Raw genomic sequence first — 19,521 nt, forward strand, 5'->3', positions numbered from 1 at the left:
ACTATGAAGCATTGGGGACGACCACCATCCATACGGCTACGAGGTGAATAATTGCTGCCACGATTGTGGCGGCGTGGAAAATCTCGTGGTAGCCCATGATGGTGGCGTTTCTGCCTGGCCAGCGCATGGCGTACACGATAGCGCCTGCGGAGTAGACGATTCCGCCTATAAAAAGCAGCCACACAACGGCTGCCCCTTCAGCCTGCCATAGTGCGGGGATCAGTGGGGTGATGAGCCATCCCAGCGCAATGTATATGCTTGCGGCTAGCCAGCGCGGGTGAGTGATCCACACCATGCTGAGGATGAGTGCGCCTGCGGCTCCTGCCCATGCGAGGTAGAGCACCCAGAGTGACTGGGGCAGGGCAATCAGACATAAGGGGGTGTAGGTCGAGGCGATAAATACTGCGATGGTGGCGTGGTCGGCGCGGCGCCACCATCCGACTGCTTCGGGGGTTTTCCAACGGCCGCGGTGATAGGCTGCGGAGACTCCAAAGAGGGCGACTACACCGATGGCGTAGATGAGAACTCCGAGTGCTTGCGGCCAGGGGCGGTAGATGAAGGCGAAGGTGGAGAGCACCGAGCCGGAGACGAGTGCGCACCACGAGGCCACGAGGTGGAACCAGCCGCGGGTGATGGGGCGGGGGCCGCGGTCGTAGATCCATCGGCGGTATTCGACCATGGGGGATGGTGGCGCTGTGGTCATGGGCATTCCTCTCGTGGCGTTGAGATGGTGAATGTATTTGAACCCAAAACCTACCACTGCGTAGGTTTCCGCGCCATGCCCAAGCATTAATTCATGCGGTTTCCTTTTACAGTCGCCGTGGCGTACATTGCGATCATCACTAAAAGTTCAATGCATTGAACTTTTAGTTGTGTGGTGATAGTCCCACCACGCCCCGCCCCCGCAACTACACCCCAAGGAGGCCGCAGTGGAAGCGTCGACAAGCCCTCAGGTGATCTACTTCTCCTCAGTGTCGGAAAACACCCACCGCTTCATCCAAAAAACCAAACTCACCCACCAACGTATCGGGCTTCGCACCCGCGACGACCCCATCGTCGCCACAGCGCCCTACGTGTTGATCACACCCACCTATGGAGGAGGTGACCTTGCCAAAGCCGTACCTAAACAAGTGATCAAATTCCTCAACGTAGAACAAAACCGACGCTTCCTTAAAGGCGTTATCACCAGCGGAAATCGAAACTTCGGATCCGCATTTTGCTTCGCAGGCACCACCATCGCACACAAGTGCCACGTGCCCGAACTCCACCGCTTTGAGCTGCTCGGCACCAACGCCGACGCCCACCGCGTCCACGACACCGTCATCGAGATTCTTCACGAAAGGACTACTAAATGAGCTACGTCGACAACTCCATCACCCCACCACAATGGCCACACCACCCCACCATCCCACTGCGCCCCATCAACTGGAACCACACCCAAGACGCAAAAGACAACGAAGTCTGGCAACGCCTCACCGCCAACTTCTGGCTCCCCGAAAAAGTCCCACTATCCAACGACCTTCCCACCTGGCGCACCATGACACCCGTCTACCGCGAACTCGTCACCCGCACCTTTACCGGACTCACATTGCTTGACACGCTTCAGGCAAGCGTCGGCGAAATCAGCCAAATTCCCGACGCACACACCGAACACGAACAAGCCGTCTACGCCAACATCGCCTTCATGCAGGCAGTTCACGCCCGCAGCTACTCCTCAGTGTTTAGTACCATGTGCTCCAGCACTGAGATCGACGATGCCTACACCTGGGCCATATCTAACCCCCTCCTCCAGCGCCGCGCCACCCGTGTCATCGAGCACTACTACGGAAACGACCCCCTCAAACGCAAAGTAGCCTCCACACTTTTATCCTCCCTTCTCCTCTACGCCGGTTTTTACCTGCCGCTATGGCTATCAACCCGCGGAAAACTCATGAACACCGCCGACATGATCCGCCTCATCCTGCGCGACAAAGCAGTCCACGGATACTACTCCGGATACAAATACCAACGCGGACTTGAGCTCAAACCCGAACGCGCCAACGAAATGGCAGAGTTCACCTATTCGCTTTGCGACGAACTCCTCGACATGGAAAAGGCCTACACCGCCGACCTCTACGCCCCAGCAGACCAAGCCAATGCACTAGAAGGCCTCACCCTCGACGGCGTGATGTCTTTTGTGTACTACAACGCGGATAAGGCTCTTATGAACCTAGGCTACGAACCCGTCTACGAGGAGCAAGCAGCACACGTCAGCCCCGAGATCATTGCGGCCTTAACCCCCGAATCCAACGAAACCCATGACTTCTTTTCTGGATCAGGTTCTGCCTACATCATCGGAACCGCGGAAGAAACCACCGAAGAGGACTGGGACTTTTAGCAGGTCAGCGCACATATACGTACCCTCAAGCATATTGCCAGCAAACTCCAATACTGTCACACCAACCCCACCATTCACTGTCATATGACGCACGAAGGTGCAGGTCAGTACCGCGATCCAGCAACTCAGCAGCCATCACAGACTTTTGCCAGAGAGTAGCATTTGTGCAGGTAGAAGCGTTTTTAGGGATAGTGGAGGTGCCCTTGCATCACTAGCGGATCGTGTGCACACTAGGAGACATCAACAGCGCAAGTTGTTGAGGGAATATAGAAGAAGCATTCGGGAAGGAGAGGTTCATTGACAGCTAAATCTCGGGTTGAGGTTTGTAGCTAAAACCGCAATCCATATACGCCAGCGGGCTTATAAGGATCATGCTTGTTGTTGAGGGACTCCGAGTATGAACACCATAAACCCCATTGGAAACCATAGTGATTCGATACCGGCCACCGAGGATAGGCGTTGAGGGGCGCAGATCTTCACAGGCTGAATCAATATCCACTGGCGTAACCTTTCTGAGGCATCTTTCCTTTGAGATTGAGGGACAAAAGGTGGGGTTGATAACAATTGTTATCAACCCCACCTTTACTTTCTCCAACGCGCGATTAGATAGGAAGATACTCTTCTAAGACGTTAATGATCTTCATATCGTCGGGATGGAGTGAGGGCGCAAAGCGGCCTACCACCTCACCGCTGGGCGCCACCACAAACTTTTCAAAGTTCCACTCAATATCTGGGCCATCACCCTTGAGCTTCTTATACAGCTCGATAGTGTTGGGGCCATTGACGTCCGACTTAGCCAACAGCGGGAAGTGCACCTCAAACTTTTCTTCGTATCGACGTGCCACCTGAGCATCCTTGCCAGGTTCTTCCTCCCCGAACTGGTTACACGGAACACCGATCACGAAGAAACCACGCATCGCGTAATCCTCATAAAGCTCTTCCAGCGTCTCCAGCTGCGAGGTATAGCCGCACTCTGATGCCGTATTCACTATCAACAGGCAATGGCCAGCCCACTGATCCATTGAGGCTTTCTCGCCGTTGATCAGCGTGACCTCGGTATCAAAAATACTCATCTTAGGATTCCTTTCCGGTTGCTTGATGGCACAGCCAAGCGTATTCAAACGCGGTTTGCTTCCACTTTTCATAACGGCCCGAAACACCGCCGTGACCAGCAGACATCTCCGTCTTTAGCAAGAACTGTCCACCCGTTGCCGTCGCACGCAACTGTGCAATCCACTTAGCCGGCTCGACATAAAGCACACGGGTATCGTTAAGCGAGGTCACCGCCAAGATATTGGGATACGCCTTGGCCTCAATATTTTCATAAGGCGCATAAGAGGCCATGTAGTTATACACATCGACGTCATGCAGCGGGTCACCCCACTCGTCCCATTCCGTTACCGTCAACGGCAACTCCGGCATCAGCATTGATGTCAATGGATCTACGAAAGGCACCACAGCCTCAATCGCTTTGAAACGATCCCCTGCCATATTCGCCACCGCACCCATGAGCATGCCGCCGGCAGATCCGCCTTCCGCCACCAACATTTCAGAGGTGGTCACCCCATGCTCAATCAGGTGATCGGCGACCGCAATGAAGTCAGTAAACGTGTTCTTCTTAGTCACAGTCTTGCCCGTGTCATACCAGCCACGACCCATCTCACCACCACCGCGCACATGGGCGATAGCGAACACCATGCCACGATCCATCAAAGACAACCGCGCAATGGAAAAACCAGGGTCAATCGAGGACTCATAAGAGCCATAGCCGTACAACAACGTAGGGTTCGGCTTGCTGAGGTCAAGATCAGAGCGATGGATCAACGATACGGGGATACGCACGCCGTCGTGAGCCTCAACCCACAGCCGCGACGCAGTGTAATCATCCGCGTTATAGCCGCCGACGACCTCCTGCTGCTTGAGCAAAGTACGACGCCCATCAGCAACCCAATAATCAAACACTTGGCTAGGCTGCGTAAACGACACATACACCATGCGTACCACAGGGGTATCCCACTCAGGGTGACCACCCACACCAACCGTGTAGAGCTCTTCGTCGAAAGTAATCTCTTCAAACGTGCCAAAACCATCGGCATTAAGCTGCATCACAGCTGCGCGACCGATCGCACCCGAGCGATACGCCAACACAATGTGATCGCGGTACGTGTCCACGCCCTCGATACGAACCTCATCACGGTGCGGCACCAAAACCTCAAGAGAATCGAGAGAAATCTTCTCCTCGGTGACCGGAGTCCAGCCCACCTCAAAATTCGGACCAGCGGCATTGTGAGTCACAATCCATGTATCGCGACCGGCAACAACAGCATGGTCAATGTCGTATTCCACCCCCGCATGCCGTGGCAGCACACAACGGAAATCGCCGGTCGGATTATCTAGATCAAGCACCCAAATTTCCGACGTAATCTTCGACGCCGACTCAATCATCAAAAATCGCTCGGAGCGCGTAGCACCCACGCCAGTATTAAAACGCTCATCGGCTTCATGGAACACCTGCACATCCGTTGCCGGATCGGTACCAATCTTATGCCGCCACACCGAATCTGGACGCCACGCAGCATCAACACGCTGATAGAACAGGTACTCCTCGCCAGCCCAGGTAGCGCCATAGAACACATCGGGAATCTCATCAGCAAGATGCTCACCCGTTGCCAAATCCTTGACCCGCAGCGTAAAGCGCTCATCGCCTTCCGTATCAACCGAATACGCAAGGTAACGGCCCGATGTGGTCACCGTCGAAGCACCTAAAGCAAAAAACTCATGGCCCTCGGCCAGCTCATTGACGTCAAGAATAATCTGCTCCCCAACAACCGGCTCCCCTTCAGGAATCGTCGGAGGCACCCACGCATCCGCGCCTTCGCTCACAGGAATACGGCAAGAATAGCCGTAGCTCTTCCCCTCTTCGGATCGACCGTAGTACCAAAAATCACCAGCGCGCTGCGGAACAGACATATCTGTTTCCTTCACCCGCGACTTAATCTCGTGATAAATGTTGTCCTTTAACTGCGAAAGGTGCGCAGTCTGCTGCTCAACAAAAGCATTCTCTGCCTCGAGATACTGGATCGTTTCCGGATTCTCCTTATTCCGCAACCACTCGTAGTTATCCACGAAATCAATCCCGTGGTGGGTACGAGTAATAGGACGGACTGGAGCTACCGGAGGTAGGACATTGTGAGATTCACGCATGGTGACGATCGTAGCCGATAGCGAAAAATGTAGCCCATTACGTTGTTAGCAGTTCCGCTTGAAGGAACCCAGGATTCGTACCCCTAGCCCCCATGCTGGGGCAGGCTATGTTTTGTCTGCGTTCCTTCTGCCTTGTGGCAGTGGAACTAGTCGCTGGCTTCGGTATGGCTTGTTTTCGTCCCTGTCTGAAAATGATCCCGGGGTGATACCACCGAAGGCAGTGACATACCCCAGACTGATAATAGGAACCTGACCCGCACAGTATGCGCGAGGTCTCACAGTAATGTGGATGCCAGCGTGAAGTATGTCCGACCACCAGCGATGAAATAAGTCTCATACTCGTTCAATTCGCTAGGAGTTCTGGCATGACCTACGACTATGTCATCGGCATGGACGTTGGCAAATACTTTCACCACGCTTGCGTCTTAGATATCGACGGCGCCCAAGTACTATCAAAGCGCATCAACCAAAACGAAAAATCCCTGCGCACACTCTTTTCAACATTCAGCGCAAACAACCACAAAGTCCTTGTCGTCGTGGACCAGCCCAATAACATTGGGCGACTAACTGTCGCGGTTGCCCAAGATATCGGAATCGACGTGCGCTACCTTCCAGGTTTGGCTATGCGCCAACTTTCCCGCATCCACGCTGGTAATGCCAAAACTGATATCCGGGATGCATATATCATCGCCCACGCTGCAAAACCTTCCGGAATCCCTCCGCAGTGTCGACCACGTCGAAGAAGCCTTCCTCCAGTTGAAAGTCCTAGGATGGCATCGACGAAGACTTAGCACGCTCCTACACTAGGCTCATCAATCAGATTCGAAGTGCACTAGTTGGCTGCTACCCGCAATTCGAACAAGCCCTTCGCGGCCAGATAATCCACCGCACATGGGTTCTGCACCTCCTTGCACACTACGGCGGGCCCACCAAAATAAAGAGCCTCGGAAAAGCCAAAGCAACTGCCTTTGCTCGACGCTATAAGGCACGCAATCCCGAGCCCATCATCGATGCCATATTCGCTGCCATCTCTGAGCAAACAGTCGCCATTGCCGGCGCACACTATGCAGAAATGGGCGTAGCAATGTCAGCGAAGGACGCACTTGGTAAAGCTCGAGCACCGCAAACAAATCGAGCAGGAAGTCATCGAGCTCATCAACGACATCCCCCACACTCAAATCCTGCTATCCATGCCGGGAATCGGGCCGAAGACGGCTGCGCAAATTCTCATGACCACAGGCGATATGTCCGATTTCCCGACAGCTGGGCACCTAGCCTCTTACGCTGGCTTATCACCCCGAACGAATCAGTCCGGAACCTCAATCCTGTCGAACTCGCTGAACAGAGCTGGCAATAAAAAATTAAAGAACGTCCTATGGCCATCATCTTTTGCATCCATCAGATTCCACGAGCGTTCACGGCAATTCTATGAACGAAAGCTCCGTGAAGGCAAGAGACACAACGCCGCAGTAGTAGCGCTAGCCCGCAGACGGCTCAACGTCCTATACGCCATGATGAGCAACCACGAGTACTACCGCGATCCCGACCAATCACAGAAAGTCGAAGCAGCCTAAACACCAAGAACCAAATAGCCGACTGGGTAAAATCCCAGTCGGCTAACAGCCATGCCAGAAAACAACACGGCCAAACAACCCCGGTTGAAAAATCAACCTTGGCTATTCCACCCGCAAGGTTGACAAACTATATAGGAACACCCCCGAAACCTTGCTATTGCCTGAGAGTTCGCCTACGTTACAAGGGAAGTTGCACTCCGAATGAAAGGTCCATTGTGAAGCTCGCTGATCTGTCCTCCGTTTCTGATCTGAACATCATCTCCAAGGTCATCGACTTGATCTCCAAGCTCCTGACCTTGGTTGAGAAGTTCAACTAATACAAAATGCTCCCCACGACTTGAACTGAGCCCCGTTTTCCGGACTGGGTTAATTCTAAACGGTTAGGGTCTTTGCAAGGGTCTGGTTCCGATATTGCATCGGAGCCAGACCCTTGAATCGTTCTTGGAGTCGGTACGTGTTGTACCACAGTATGTAATCATCGATAGCTTGGCAGAGCTCATCGACACTGGTGAAGGACGCGCCGTAGTACATCTCTGATTTCAAGTGTCCGAAGAAATTTTCCATCACCGCGTTGTCGTAGCAATTGCCTTTGCGTGACATTGACTGCACACCGCCAACGCTTTTAATCAGGGTGCGCCAGCTTGCGTGTTGGTACTGAAAGCCTTGGTCAGTGTGCACAATCAGTCCTTTACCCGGACTAAACATGGCAATGGCATCGGCCAACGAGCGTGATGTGAGCTGAGTATTCGGTGACGTAGACAGAGTATGCGCCAAGATGGTTCGGTCAAACAGATCCATGACTGGCGACAGGTATACCTTGGTGCCGGCTACCCGGAACTCGGTGACGTCACTAACCCACACTTTGTTCGGTGCGTCTTGGATGAAGCGTCGGCCAAGCACGTTGTCAGCAATGTGGCTGACAGTGCCACGGTAGGAGTTGTACTTCTTACGCCTGATCTTCGATACCAATCCTTGCTCGCGCATAAGCCTGCGAACCACCTTCTTGTTGACGATCGTGTTGTTGTTGCGCAGCGCACGCCAGATACGGCGATAGCCAAACGTGGCGTTGGAGTCGTGAAAGATCGTCGTAATCTGTTCCTTGAGGTCGGCGTACTTGTCTGGCAGGTCAAGACGACGCTGATGATCAAAAAACGTTGACCTAGCCAGGCCAGAGACGGCAAGCAAGTCATCCAGGCGGTGATCGGACTTGAAGGTGATGATGGCCGCAACTTTCAGCCTCGTCGTTGATCCCTCAAGTCCCTCATTTTTTTAGGTACGCCACTTCCGCCTTAAGAAGCTCATTTTCACGCCGCAACTTATCTTCTTCCGTCACCGGTGCAGGCCGAGCTGAGCCTTTAGGCCTGCCTTTGGGTTTCGGCCGTAAAGCATCAGGGCCACCTTTATTGACCTGCCATACCCAATGGTTAATCAGGGCAGGCGACGACAAGCCATATTCCTTGGCAAGATCGGATTTGAATTCGCCAGCTTTATGGCGGCGAAGGATCTCCATTTTCGCATCGAAGGAGTACTGCCTCTTCGTTCGTTTGCTCACCAGACATAGTCTGCCATGTAACCGGAACCGGTCTTCGAGATGACGTACTTGCTCACGCCTGACCCCGAGGCGGTTAGCCACTGCCCGCGAGCCGTAGCCTTCCTCGAATAGGTCGACTGCCAGCTCACGCTGAGCCTGACTGAGTTTACTGCGTGGATGCATAGAGAAACTCCCCACAATCTGGTTTCTGATTTCTCAGTCCGGAAAACGGGGCTCAGTTCAACTACAGTCGTGGGGAGCATTTTTATACCTACAGAGCCTGAGAGTTCAACGCTTTAAACGCAGCACCCGATCCACTCGGAGAATTTCTTGCCAGTAATACGCTCGAAAGCTTCCACGTAGCGTTCACGAGTAGCTTCTACAACAGAACCGGGCAGTGATGGCGGTGGGGTGACGTCGTCAGTAGACCAACCAGATTTTGGTCCGGTCAACCAGTTACGAACGTACTGCTTATCAAAGCTTGGCTGCACCTTGCCCTCTTCGTAGCCATCAGCTAGCCAGTAACGAGAAGAGTCAGGGGTGAGGACTTCGTCGGCAAGCACCAAAGTGCCATCCTCGTCCAATCCGAACTCGAACTTGGTGTCCGCCAAGATGATGCCGCGCTCTTCTGCCAATGCTGCGGCCTCCGAGTAGATACGCAGGGTGGCGTCGCGAAGCTCGTTCGCACGCGTCTCACCGAGCTTTTCCACGACAACGTCGAAAGAGACGTTCTCGTCATGGTCGCCAAGATCTGCCTTCGTAGCAGGAGTGAAGATCGGCTCTGGGAGCTTAGAAGCCTCCCCCAAGCCCTCTGGAAGCTCCACACCACAAACAGTGCCGGTTTCCTGGTATTCCTTCAAACCGGAACCAGTGAGGTAACCACGAGCAACGCACTCGAATGGCAGCATCTTGAGCTTCTTGCACACCATGGCACGGCCGAGCACCTCTTCTGGGATTGCGGGGTCGTCGATAGGCCCTGCGAGGTGGTTCGGGAAATTGATGTTGTGGAAGAAGTACATGCTCATAGCGGTGAGCACGCGACCCTTGTCTGGAATCTCTGGTTCCAAAATATGGTCGTAAGCAGAGATACGATCAGAAACAACCATCAGGAGGCGTTCATCGTCGATCTCGTAAATCTCACGCACCTTGCCAGCGGAGACATGAGTGTACTGGGAGAGTTCAGGACGCATAATCAAGCAGTCTAGACCTTGAAACAAGAACAAGTCATATCGCAACACCCACAGATGCGATATGACTTGTACTTAAAAGCTGTTGTTAGAGAATGTCACCTGGGGTGTACTGGGCAGCCGCTGGGTAACGACGAACCAGATCATTCACACGGTCAACAACGCGAGCAACCTGCGATTCTGCAGCACCAATAAAGGCATGCCGATCAGCCAAAGCCTCCTCCAACTGCTCACGAGTCATCGGCAACCGCTCATCTGCAGCCAAACGATCAATGAGGTCTTGCTCACCACCGTTTTCACGCATATTCAAGGCAACCACCACAGCGTTCTCCTTAATCACCTCATGGGCAGTTTCACGGCCAACACCAGCGCGAACAGCAGCCATCAGAATACGAGTCGTAGCGAGGAATGGCAGGTAGCGCTCCAGCTCACGATCGATCATCGCTGGGAAAGCACCAAACTCAGCCAACACTGTGAGGAATGTCTCGTACATGCCGTCCAGCGCGAAGAACGCATCCGGAAGAGCCACACGACGAATAACTGAGCAGAACACGTCGCCCTCATTCCACTGCTGGCCAGAAAGATCCGCCACCATGGTGAGGTAACCACGCAAGATCACCTGCAGACCGCCAACGCGCTCACACGAACGCGCATTCATCTTGTGCGGCATGGCAGAAGAACCAACCTGACCTTCCTTAAAGCCCTCAGTCACCGTCTCATTGCCCGCCATCAAACGGATGGTGTGAGCCAAAGACGAAGGGCCAGCGCCCAGCTGAACCAACGCAGACACAGCGTCGAAGTCCAAAGAACGGGGATAAACCTGACCCACTGAATCAAATACACGGGCGATACCCAAATGATCAGCGATCTGAGTTTCCAAAGCTGCCAGCTTGGACTCATCGCCGCCCACAAGGTCAAGCATGTCCTGGGCAGTACCCATAGGGCCCTTGATGCCGCGCAACGGGTAGCGGTTCAGCAGGTCCTCAACGCGGTCAATAGCAACCAAGATTTCCTCGGCAGCAGAGGCAAAACGCTTACCCAAAGTGGTAGCCTGAGCAGCCACGTTGTGGGAGCGACCGGCCATGACCAGCGACTGGTACTGCGCTGCGTGCTGCGCAATAGCAGCGGCAACAGATACCGACTTGTTACGCATCATCTCAAGCGAACGGTAGATCTGCAGCTGCTCCACGTTCTCAGTGAGGTCGCGGGAGGTCATGCCCTTATGAATATGCTCAAAGCCGGCGAGTGCGTTGAACTCTTCAATGCGAGCTTTCACGTCGTGGCGGGTGACCTTCTCACGCTGCGCAATGCTGTCAAGATCGATGCGGTCGATTACTTCTTCATAAGCAGAAATTGCTTCTGCTGGAATATCAACGCCCAGATTTTTCTGGGCCTTCATTACTGCGATCCATAGTTGGCGCTCCAGCAGGATCTTTGCCTCTGGGCTCCACAGCTCGGTGAGCTCAGCAGAGGCGTAGCGGTTGGACAGGACGTTTGCGATCTTCTTCTTCTCAGCCACGTAGCTCATTATGGCATGAGGGTGCGCAAACGCTCACATGCTTGAAGAATTTCCTCATATTCTCCGCAGAAACTCAGCCGAACAAACCGATGCCCGTCAACGGGGCCGAAGTCCACACTAGGAGCAAGTGCCACACCGGTGGCGTTGAGCAGTTCACGCACCCAAAGCTCCGAATCATCAGTGTGATCCGATAAGGTAGAAGCCGCCGCCGGCGGGCACAGGGCAAGATTAGCTTGCAAATTATCAAGGGCTTCTACCGGCTCATCAGAAACAATGAGCCAGCCTAGCCGCCAACCGGTCATAGAAAATACTTCGACAGCGAGCCCACCACCACTGCCTTGTCGGGGTACTCCCGTGCGCTGTGGCACTCACGCCCATAGGTGATGCCGTGGTAGATCTCGTCGGAGATCAGCAGGCAGGAGTTGCGCTCACACCAATCAGCAATGCGCGCTAGCTCAGCACCATCAATGATCGTCCCCGAAGGGTTATCAGGGCTGGTCACAATCAGCGCCTTCGGCTTTTCGACGCACGCCTCGAACATCTCCACCGTGAGCTGGAAGCGAGTTTCTGCGCCACAGGGCAGATCGATAATCTTTGCACCTAGAGCCGTCAACGCATTGCGATATGTCTGAGCATGCCACTGCGCAATCGCCTCACGAATCTCAGGGGTCCCCAAGGTGGCGGTGTAGCCGAGTGCAGAGGCGTCGATACGCAAATGGACGCGCTCAATTACCGCCCGCGGCGCGCCCGTCGACGGCTGCCCCACACAAAAGAAGAGCATCGTCACGCGCCTGCACCTCCCCAAAATCGGCATCACTCGAAACGGGTCAACGTGACTACGATCACTCAGATACATGGCAGACACGCTAGTCCAAAGTGCCAAACCTCTCCAGCTCATCGGGGTTACCCGCAGCCAAAATCAAATCCCCCGACCGCAACACCATCTCCGGCTTCGACTGTCTAAACATGCCACCAGCAGGACGCACCGCAATGATCTGAACCCGATCAAAATCGCTCACCTTCTTACCCAAAGCAGAAACCGGCGGCGCAATCTTCACAATCGCATAATCCCGATCAAACTCCGCATACTCCTGCACGCGACCATTCATCAAATGCGCAATACGACGACCCGTATCCTGCTCAGGGCGAATAATGTGATGCGCACCAATCTGCTTCAAAATTTTCGCATGCGAATTATTCAACGCCTTCGCCCAAATCGACGGAATGTTAAACTCCACCACCGCCGAAGCCGTCAACAACGACGCACCCATATCCGAGCCAATACCAATCACCACACGCGACGCCTCATTCACCGCCAGCTGACGCAACGCCTCCTCGCTCGTCGTATCAGCCACCGCCGCATACGTCAAAATCGCCGAAGCCTTATCCACCACCGCAGGGTTGGTATCAATACCCATCACCTCTACGCCAGAGTGCACCAGCTCCTCCCCCAAAGCCATGCCAAAACGACCCAGCCCCAAAATCACCACAGCCGGATTGGAACGAGAACGGAAGTTAACCAATGATCAGCCTTTCTACAGGATAGGAATACTGCCTCTTACTTGAACGCGCAGCCAGCGCCGCCACCAAGGATACTGGCCCGATCCTGCCGGCATACATCAACACCACCAAAACCAACTGCGCAGCACTCGGTAACGAGCCCGTAATACCCGTGCTCAAACCCACAGTGGCAAAAGCGCTGACCACTTCAAAAGAAAGGTCGAAAACACCAAACTCAGGGGCCAAAACCAGCACCAAACCAACAGCGACACCCACTGTGAGCACCGCCAACATGGTCACCGCCAACGCCTGCCGAACAGTTCGATTAGGAATACGACGTCCGCGAATCAGAATCTGATCATCGCCACGAATCTCCGCAACCATCACAGCCAGCAACACGGCCACAGTAGTGATCTTGATGCCACCTGCGGTACCACCAGAACCACCACCGATAAACATCAACGAATCCGTGAGCAGCAAGCTCGTCGGATGCAACTGCGACATATCAATCGAATTAAACCCAGCAGTACGCGAGGTCACCGAATGGAAAAATGCAGCGAGTACCTTCGTTGGGCCATCAAACGGGGCAAGTACACCACGCCACTCCAACACCGCAATGCCCACGGTGCCAGTAGCGAGCAACACAATCGTGCCCGCGATGGTAAAAAGCGACGTCAACGACATCCGGCGAATTGCCTGCCCCTGTCGGCGAAACGTTGCCCGCCGATGCAATTCCAATAGCATGGGAAAACCCAAACCACCTACGATCACTGCTGCCGAGATAGGCAAAATAATCCAACCATCGCCCACATACGGCATCAGATTATTCGACCTCAAACCAAAACCGGCATTGTTAAAGGCCGAAACCGCGTGGAAAACCCCCTCCCACAAACTCGCCCACCAATCAAAACCCATAGCGTGAAAACGCAAGGTCAACGCCACAGCCACCGCAGATTCCACCACAAGAGTAAAACCGATGGTGGCAATAAGCAGGCCAGTCACCTCCCCGAGCTCGCGACCACGCCCCTCCGCCGCCGCGTTCAACCGCCCCTTAACCCCGATACGCCCCACCAGTACCCAGCCGACGAACGTCGTTAATGTCATAATGCCCAAACCACCCACTTGGATCAACGCCAAAATAATCAATTGACCAAAGTGGGACCAATAGGTGGCAGTATCTACCACCGTCAGTCCCGTCAGGCACACCGCCGACGTCGCCGTAAAAAGAGCCGTAACGACGTCAGCCTGGGCATGGCCTTCACGAGACACAGGCAACAACAACAGCACAGTGCCCAACAGCACCAACGCTGCAAAACAACCGGCAACGAGCCGAGCAGGAGTCTTACGCACGAGGCGACGATACTCCGCATATGCCCCAACTCACAACACTAGGAGCACTGTTAGGCCCTCCATGGAGCAAGTCGTATAACTGCTTAAATCGAAATACGACCCTCAACTGCCGGAAGCGCAATATCAGAGCGGAAATGCGAACCCTCCAGCTTGATCCCATCCAACACCCGGTAGGCGTTGTCGCGGGCGTCGGCAAGCGTTGCACCCGTACCCACCACGTTGAGCACACGACCACCATTGGCCACCACATTGCCCTGTTCATCACGTGCAGTACCAGCATGCAACACAGCCGTGGTACCCGAGGCATCAACGCCATCCGCACCCGAAATCACACCACCCTTACGTGGGCTTTCTGGGTACCCCTCCGCAGCCAAGACGACAGTCAAAGCGTAGCCATCCTGCCACTCCAACGCTGGGGCCTGCGCCAACGTACCCGCAGCCACCGACTGCAGCACCTGAGCCAACGGAGTGCGCAGCAACGCCAACACCGCCTGAGTTTCTGGATCACCAAAACGGCAGTTAAATTCCACCACCGATGGGCCCTCAGCACCCCACGCCAAACCCGCATACAACAAACCAGAATACGAGCAACCACGACGCACCATCTCACGAGCCACAGGCACACAGACTTCGTCGACGATGCGCTGCACCCCATCTTCAGGCAGCCACGGCAACGGTGTATAAGCTCCCATGCCACCCGTGTTCGGGCCCTCATCATTATCGTAAGCACGCTTGTGATCCTGCGCAGGGATCAAAGGAACGACAGTCTCGCCATCAACCAAGCAGAACAAGGACACCTCAGGGCCATCCAAGAAGCTCTCCAACAGCACCGGATTACCCGCAGCGAGCACCGCGTCGACATGCGCACGCGCAGCATCACGATTATCAGTAACAACAACACCCTTGCCGCCAGCAAGGCCATCATCCTTGACCACATAATGCGGGCCAAAACGATCCAAAGCCGCATCGCGTTGCTCATCGCTTGCCTCCGGAAGAATCTGCTCCGCACGAGCCGTACGCACACCAGCTTTTTCCATCACATCTTTAGCAAAGGCCTTCGAACCTTCGATGCGAGCAGCATCCTTATTCGGGCCGAACACCGCAAAACCGTTCTGACGAAGAACATCAGCCACACCTGCTACCAGCGGAATTTCAGGGCCGACCACAACCAAATCAGCCTGAACATCCTGCGCGACCTGCAGCATCTGTGCTGGGTCATCCACGGCAGTGGCATCAGCATGAACCGTTGCGATCGACTCCATGCCTGCGTTGCCTGGGGCAACATGGATCTCAGAAACAGAGGGATCCTTGGACAAACCTAGTACGAGGGCGTGCTCACGGGCGCCCGAACCGATAACAAGAATGCGCATGGTCTGTAGATCCTACAGGGTCTACGCCCAGCATTCCTCCCCTGACAATAGTGCGCACTGCGCGGTACCGTAGACAGCATGAGTAGCGTATTTACCAAAATCATCAACGGCGATCTTCCAGGCCGATTTGTTTACCGCGACGCACATATCGTTGCCTTCCTCACGATCGAGCCTCTCGCCTATGGTCACGTATTGGTCGTGCCTGTTAATGAGGTAGACAAGTGGACGGATTTAGAGCCTGAGTTGTGGAACGAGCTCAATGCGGTTGCTCTGAAGGTTGGCCAAGCTGTTGTTTCGGCTTTCGACGCTCCTCGCGCCGGCTATATCATCGCCGGTTTTGACGTTCCTCATACGCACATTCATGTTTTCCCAGCGGGCAAGATGGGTGATTATGACTTCGCACGCGCTATGAGTATGGACGAAACCGATCCTGCAGCTATGGATGCGGCAGCTGAGAAGCTCCGTGAGGCCTTAGGCACCCGCGAGGACGGAACTGTGAAGTAATAAGGAGTTTGTCTGCATGGCATTGTTGAAATGGATACCAGCTCGGGGCACGTTGCCGTTGTCACCGAAGTGGGTAGCTACAACGCTTGCCGACGCCTCCCCTAATTCAGTCCCAGTCTTGTTCTTTCACGGAACGCTAGGTTCCCCTGGCAATTTTGAGCGCCCAGCCCAGCGGCTTGCCCAGCTTGGGCGCCCATTTTTTGCCCCTGCTTATGGTGAGCATGGCACCGCCGATTTGGATCGTTCGACTGCCGAGTTATTGCGCTATGTGGATCACCTCCGCGATATGGGCATTAAGCAGGTCGATATTGTGGGGCATTCGGCTGGCGGGCTTCAGGGGCTGCGCATTGCCCATGCACGCCCAGGTTTTGTGCGTAAGCTCATCGGTTTGGGTGCGGCTTTTCGTGGGGTTCCTAGAACTGTGCGATTTAAACCTGTGGTCAAGTTGATTACTGGGCAAGCAGTTATTCAATTGACGCAAGAAATCCCAGCTGAGCTGCCAGATGGTGTGGAACTCCTGTCGATTTATTCGACTGCCGACCACATCGTTCCTGTTGCCTCTAGTGCTCTTGGTGAACTGATTGAGATCACTGGTATTCGCCACGAGGATTTACCACGGCAAGCCGATGTCATTATGGAGGCTCTCGGTTACCCTGCGGAAAACGGCTCCCCTACTGACTAGTACCTCGGGTGCTTTAGCACTTTTCTATTTTTCTTCTATCGGGCGGTTCTTTGTTACCGATTGTTTCGGTTCTTTAGTCTCTTTCGGTGCGGCTTTGGGTAGTTCCACGATGAATGTGGTGCCATGGCCTTGTTCAGATTCCACTGATACTTCACCACCATGGGATTCCACGAGGGATTTGACGATGGCGAGCCCCAGACCGCTTCCGCCTGTGCTGCGGGCGCGCGAACTGTCTGCCCTGTAGAAGCGTTCGAAGATGTGCGAGGCATCTTCTTCGCTGAGGCCTATGCCGTCATCGATCACTTTGACGACAAAATTGGATCCCGCGTCGGCTAGTTTGATGGTGACGCGTGCCGAGTCCCCGCCGTGCTTCAAGGCGTTTGCAACTAGGTTGGTCAGAACTTGGTGCAGGCGGGCTGCGTCTCCTTCCACAACGGGCACATCCGTGCATTCGGAGCGAACATCGATTTCGCGATCGGGATAAGCTCCCCGAAGTGAAGACGAAACGTTCAGTGCTAGATCAAGAAGATCAACAGGCTTGGAATCATGGCGTGCCCCCTCTGCACGCGTGAGCGCTAAGAGGTCTTCTACCAGCAAACTCATTCGCTTAGCCTCGTCTTCGATCTTTTCAATCACGAGGTCTGCGTCCGTTGTAGCACCCGAGCGATACAGCTCGGCATAGCCTTTGACCGAGGTCAGTGGGGTTCTCAACTCGTGTGAGGCATCGCCAACGAAACGACGCATTTGGGCCTCTTTATCCCGCAGTTCCACAATGGATCCCTGCAGCTGAGAGATCATACTGTTCAGCGCGCTCGACAACGCTCCCACTTCAGTATTTGCCGTAGTGTTGGGCACTCGACGGTCCAGATCACCCGCAGCAATCGCTTTGGCGGTCATCTCGACTTCACGTAATGGCCGAAGCGCACGTTGGATCAGCACATAGGCCAATAACGCCATGAGCAAAAGAACCGCTAGAACAATGATGACCTGGCCTAATGCGAGGCGTTTTAAGACATTTGCTTCTTGGGTAATATCCTTGGCCACCACAATGGTTACACCAGCACGGCGCTCCGCGATAACCCGCCATTCCACGTTTGCAGCGCTTTTCTCCGAGGAATCAACGGTTTGCGCCCCTTTGCCGATAACGACGCGACCCAGGTCAGGGCTCGATTTTCCCTCGTTATAGATGCTGGTTGTCCCATTGGGGTAAATCTTCACCACATAGAATTCGGTTGGTGGGCGAACCAGCGCACCATTACGCTGCGTTTCAAACAAGGAGTCTTGAGCGGCCCAGCCGTTGAGTCCGCTTTCAAGTTCCATATCAATGCGAGAATAGGACAACTGCTGCATCGTTCGATTAACTGCAAAAGAGCTTCCGATCAGCCCAATTGCAGAGACAACAAGAACAATCGCCATCAAACCGGAGCGCAGGGGAATCCCGCTCAAACGTAGATGTTTGATATCCGAGATCACCGAAAAATTGGGGGCCGAAATTCGTGGAGAACGCAGGACTGTGCTGATCCAGGAGGGCTTGTGGTCTTCCTGTTTTTTCTTGGCAAAATTCGGGTACCGGTGATCTCCAACAGATGAACATTGCGTTTCATCTACTGGTTCCGAAACAACCGCTCTGGCGTAAGGATTGTTCATGCTTGTCTAGTTTTCCTATCGACGAATCCTTGCTTCTACGACCGAGGTTTACGCAGCACGTAGCCGACACCACGAATCGTTTGAATCAACGCTGGTTCTTGAGTATCAACTTTGCGACGCAAATAGGAAATATAAGATTCCACAACGTTGCCATCGCCGCCGAAGTCGTAATGCCAAACGTTGTCCAAAATCTTCGACTTGGACAGCACCACTTCTGCATTGAGCATTAAATAGCGCAGTAGGTTAAATTCCGTTGGCGATAGCTCGACAACCTGCCCAGCTTTAGTAACCTCGTGAGTATCATCATTCAAGGTTAAATCGGCATAAACCAAGGTCGCGGAATCGTCTACGTCATCATGGCGTAATCCACGACGCAGAATCACACGCAGGCGGGTAATTACCTCTTCAAGCGAGAATGGCTTAGTCACATAATCATCCGCACCAATAGTAAGACCATGAATTCGATGTTCTACCGCATCTTTTGCCGTCAGGTAGAGCACTGGCCCTTCAAAGCCTTCAGCACGCAACTTGGGCAGCAATTCATAACCATCCATGCCCGGCATCATCACGTCCAAGATAAAAGCATCGGGCTGAAAAGAACAGGCCTTTTCTAAAGCTTCGAGCCCTGATTGGGCGGTTTCTACCTCAAAGCCTTGGAATTTCAGGCTCACTTTTAACAGCTCGACGATGTTTGGCTCATCATCAACCACCAGAACCCGAGTTGTATGTTCATTCATGGTTTCCATTTTTACTCTGCCTACCTCAGCATTTTGAACTTTTTATCATGTGAATCGTTATTGGTTCTCAGTACAACTGATTGAACTGGCTAGTTTCTGCTGCACACCTGTCAACGAACTGTGAACACTCAGCACCCATCAACGCCCCTAATTAACACTCCCCCGAAGTAGACAACCGCAAACGGGGTAGAACACGCCAAGCCAACGCTTAATTTAGAAAAGTTTGCAAAACTCTCAACAGAGAAGTTCAACTACGATAGCGTGTGACGCAAGGCACCTTTTTATTTAAGGCGCGCACCCTCCGGAAACCACTGTGACCAGGGGAATCTTTGGCCAGAT

The 19,521-nt window shown here is 53.9% G+C and carries 15 protein-coding genes and 2 pseudogenes; 5 read left to right on the forward strand and 12 right to left on the reverse strand.

The annotated features are described in order from the left end of the window. Position 1: 1 nt before the first annotated feature. Positions 2 to 790 carry a PAQR family membrane homeostasis protein TrhA gene (trhA, locus tag ABMV07_RS11130; protein WP_088267617.1) on the reverse strand — a complete coding sequence of 263 codons (789 nt, stop codon included), beginning with the start codon at positions 788 to 790 and terminating at the stop codon, positions 2 to 4. 139 nt (positions 791 to 929) lie between these two features. On the opposite strand from trhA, the gene nrdI reads away from it, so the two are divergent. Together nrdI and nrdF are read left to right on the forward strand one after the other, a co-directional pair. Further along, positions 930 to 1,355, forward strand: a complete 426-nt coding sequence (gene nrdI / locus ABMV07_RS11135) for a class Ib ribonucleoside-diphosphate reductase assembly flavoprotein NrdI (RefSeq protein ID WP_088267616.1) — start codon at positions 930 to 932, stop codon at positions 1,353 to 1,355. Continuing rightward, positions 1,352 to 2,377 (forward strand): class 1b ribonucleoside-diphosphate reductase subunit beta, encoded by a 1,026-nt coding sequence (gene nrdF, locus ABMV07_RS11140; protein ID WP_197692030.1) that lies wholly within the window; start codon positions 1,352 to 1,354, stop codon positions 2,375 to 2,377. The genes nrdI and nrdF overlap by 4 nt, the downstream gene beginning before the upstream one ends. A gap of 602 nt (positions 2,378 to 2,979) precedes the next feature. On the opposite strand, the gene ABMV07_RS11145 is transcribed toward nrdF, so the two are convergent. Both ABMV07_RS11145 and ABMV07_RS11150 read right to left on the reverse strand, forming a co-directional pair. After that, positions 2,980 to 3,450 carry a glutathione peroxidase gene (locus tag ABMV07_RS11145; protein WP_088267423.1) on the reverse strand — a complete coding sequence of 157 codons (471 nt, stop codon included), beginning with the start codon at positions 3,448 to 3,450 and terminating at the stop codon, positions 2,980 to 2,982. A 1-nt stretch (position 3,451) separates the two neighbouring features. Further along, a complete protein-coding gene (locus ABMV07_RS11150) occupies positions 3,452 to 5,581 on the reverse strand; it encodes a S9 family peptidase (protein ID WP_197692031.1) in 2,130 nt (709 codons plus the stop codon). Positions 5,582 to 5,946: 365 nt separating this feature from the next. Between ABMV07_RS11150 and ABMV07_RS11155 the strand changes: the two are divergent. Then, a pseudogene (locus ABMV07_RS11155) lies at positions 5,947 to 7,155 on the forward strand (IS110 family transposase). Positions 7,156 to 7,527: 372 nt separating this feature from the next. Here the strand turns inward: ABMV07_RS11155 and ABMV07_RS11160 are convergent. The 7 genes and pseudogenes from ABMV07_RS11160 to purD form a co-directional block, all read right to left on the reverse strand. Continuing rightward, a protein-coding gene (locus tag ABMV07_RS11160) for an IS3 family transposase (RefSeq protein ID WP_374064613.1) occupies positions 7,528 to 8,869 on the reverse strand; the annotation gives its coding sequence in 2 pieces (ribosomal slippage) (positions 7,528 to 8,419 and positions 8,418 to 8,869; 1,344 coding nt in all). Positions 8,870 to 8,982: 113 nt separating this feature from the next. Continuing rightward, complete coding sequence (locus ABMV07_RS11165) at positions 8,983 to 9,876, reverse strand: phosphoribosylaminoimidazolesuccinocarboxamide synthase (RefSeq protein WP_088266608.1); 894 nt, start codon at positions 9,874 to 9,876, stop codon at positions 8,983 to 8,985. 85 nt (positions 9,877 to 9,961) lie between these two features. Continuing rightward, a complete protein-coding gene (gene purB, locus ABMV07_RS11170) occupies positions 9,962 to 11,401 on the reverse strand; it encodes an adenylosuccinate lyase (protein WP_196981283.1) in 1,440 nt (479 codons plus the stop codon). Next, positions 11,401 to 12,206: pseudogene (locus ABMV07_RS11175) on the reverse strand (pyridoxal phosphate-dependent aminotransferase). The gene purB and the pseudogene ABMV07_RS11175 overlap by 1 nt, the downstream one beginning before the upstream one ends. A gap of 52 nt (positions 12,207 to 12,258) precedes the next feature. Next, a complete protein-coding gene (locus ABMV07_RS11180) occupies positions 12,259 to 12,915 on the reverse strand; it encodes a TrkA family potassium uptake protein (protein ID WP_088266606.1) in 657 nt (218 codons plus the stop codon). Continuing rightward, positions 12,908 to 14,242: a TrkH family potassium uptake protein gene (locus ABMV07_RS11185; protein WP_197690265.1), complete on the reverse strand. Its 1,335-nt coding sequence runs from the start codon at positions 14,240 to 14,242 to the stop codon at positions 12,908 to 12,910. The genes ABMV07_RS11180 and ABMV07_RS11185 overlap by 8 nt, the downstream gene beginning before the upstream one ends. 83 nt (positions 14,243 to 14,325) lie before the next feature. Further along, entirely contained in the window at positions 14,326 to 15,612 is a 1,287-nt protein-coding gene (gene purD, locus ABMV07_RS11190; protein WP_197691857.1) for a phosphoribosylamine--glycine ligase, read from the reverse strand. 78 nt (positions 15,613 to 15,690) lie between these two features. Between purD and ABMV07_RS11195 the strand changes: the two genes are divergently transcribed. Further along, entirely contained in the window at positions 15,691 to 16,116 is a 426-nt protein-coding gene (locus ABMV07_RS11195) for an HIT family protein (RefSeq protein WP_088266603.1), read from the forward strand. Positions 16,117 to 16,132: 16 nt separating this feature from the next. Next, entirely contained in the window at positions 16,133 to 16,798 is a 666-nt protein-coding gene (locus ABMV07_RS11200) for an alpha/beta fold hydrolase (RefSeq protein WP_197691858.1), read from the forward strand. 24 nt (positions 16,799 to 16,822) lie between these two features. On the opposite strand, the gene ABMV07_RS11205 is transcribed toward ABMV07_RS11200, so the two are convergent. Both ABMV07_RS11205 and ABMV07_RS11210 read right to left on the reverse strand, forming a co-directional pair. Then, positions 16,823 to 18,445 (reverse strand): sensor histidine kinase, encoded by a 1,623-nt coding sequence (locus ABMV07_RS11205; protein WP_088266601.1) that lies wholly within the window; start codon positions 18,443 to 18,445, stop codon positions 16,823 to 16,825. A gap of 35 nt (positions 18,446 to 18,480) precedes the next feature. Beyond that, positions 18,481 to 19,191 (reverse strand): response regulator transcription factor, encoded by a 711-nt coding sequence (locus ABMV07_RS11210; protein WP_088266600.1) that lies wholly within the window; start codon positions 19,189 to 19,191, stop codon positions 18,481 to 18,483. Between the last annotated feature and the right edge of the window lie 330 nt (positions 19,192 to 19,521).

It is taken from the genome of Corynebacterium belfantii (assembly GCF_041898185.1).
Lineage (GTDB): Bacteria > Actinomycetota > Actinomycetes > Mycobacteriales > Mycobacteriaceae > Corynebacterium > Corynebacterium belfantii.

What these genes read in the sequence shown, in the direction of transcription:
- ABMV07_RS11210 (WP_088266600.1), bottom strand. Translation starts at nt 19,191, where the DNA reads ATGGAAACCATGAATGAACATACAACTCGGGTTCTGGTGGTTGATGAT.
- ABMV07_RS11205 (WP_088266601.1), bottom strand. Translation starts at nt 18,445, where the DNA reads ATGAACAATCCTTACGCCAGAGCGGTTGTTTCGGAACCAGTAGATGAA.
- purB (WP_196981283.1), bottom strand. Translation starts at nt 11,401, where the DNA reads ATGAGCTACGTGGCTGAGAAGAAGAAGATCGCAAACGTCCTGTCCAAC.
- ABMV07_RS11145 (WP_088267423.1), bottom strand. Translation starts at nt 3,450, where the DNA reads ATGAGTATTTTTGATACCGAGGTCACGCTGATCAACGGCGAGAAAGCC.
- ABMV07_RS11150 (WP_197692031.1), bottom strand. Translation starts at nt 5,581, where the DNA reads ATGCGTGAATCTCACAATGTCCTACCTCCGGTAGCTCCAGTCCGTCCT.
- ABMV07_RS11200 (WP_197691858.1), top strand. Translation starts at nt 16,133, where the DNA reads ATGGCATTGTTGAAATGGATACCAGCTCGGGGCACGTTGCCGTTGTCA.
- ABMV07_RS11165 (WP_088266608.1), bottom strand. Translation starts at nt 9,876, where the DNA reads ATGCGTCCTGAACTCTCCCAGTACACTCATGTCTCCGCTGGCAAGGTG.
- nrdF (WP_197692030.1), top strand. Translation starts at nt 1,352, where the DNA reads ATGAGCTACGTCGACAACTCCATCACCCCACCACAATGGCCACACCAC.
- trhA (WP_088267617.1), bottom strand. Translation starts at nt 790, where the DNA reads ATGCTTGGGCATGGCGCGGAAACCTACGCAGTGGTAGGTTTTGGGTTC.
- purD (WP_197691857.1), bottom strand. Translation starts at nt 15,612, where the DNA reads ATGCGCATTCTTGTTATCGGTTCGGGCGCCCGTGAGCACGCCCTCGTA.
- ABMV07_RS11195 (WP_088266603.1), top strand. Translation starts at nt 15,691, where the DNA reads ATGAGTAGCGTATTTACCAAAATCATCAACGGCGATCTTCCAGGCCGA.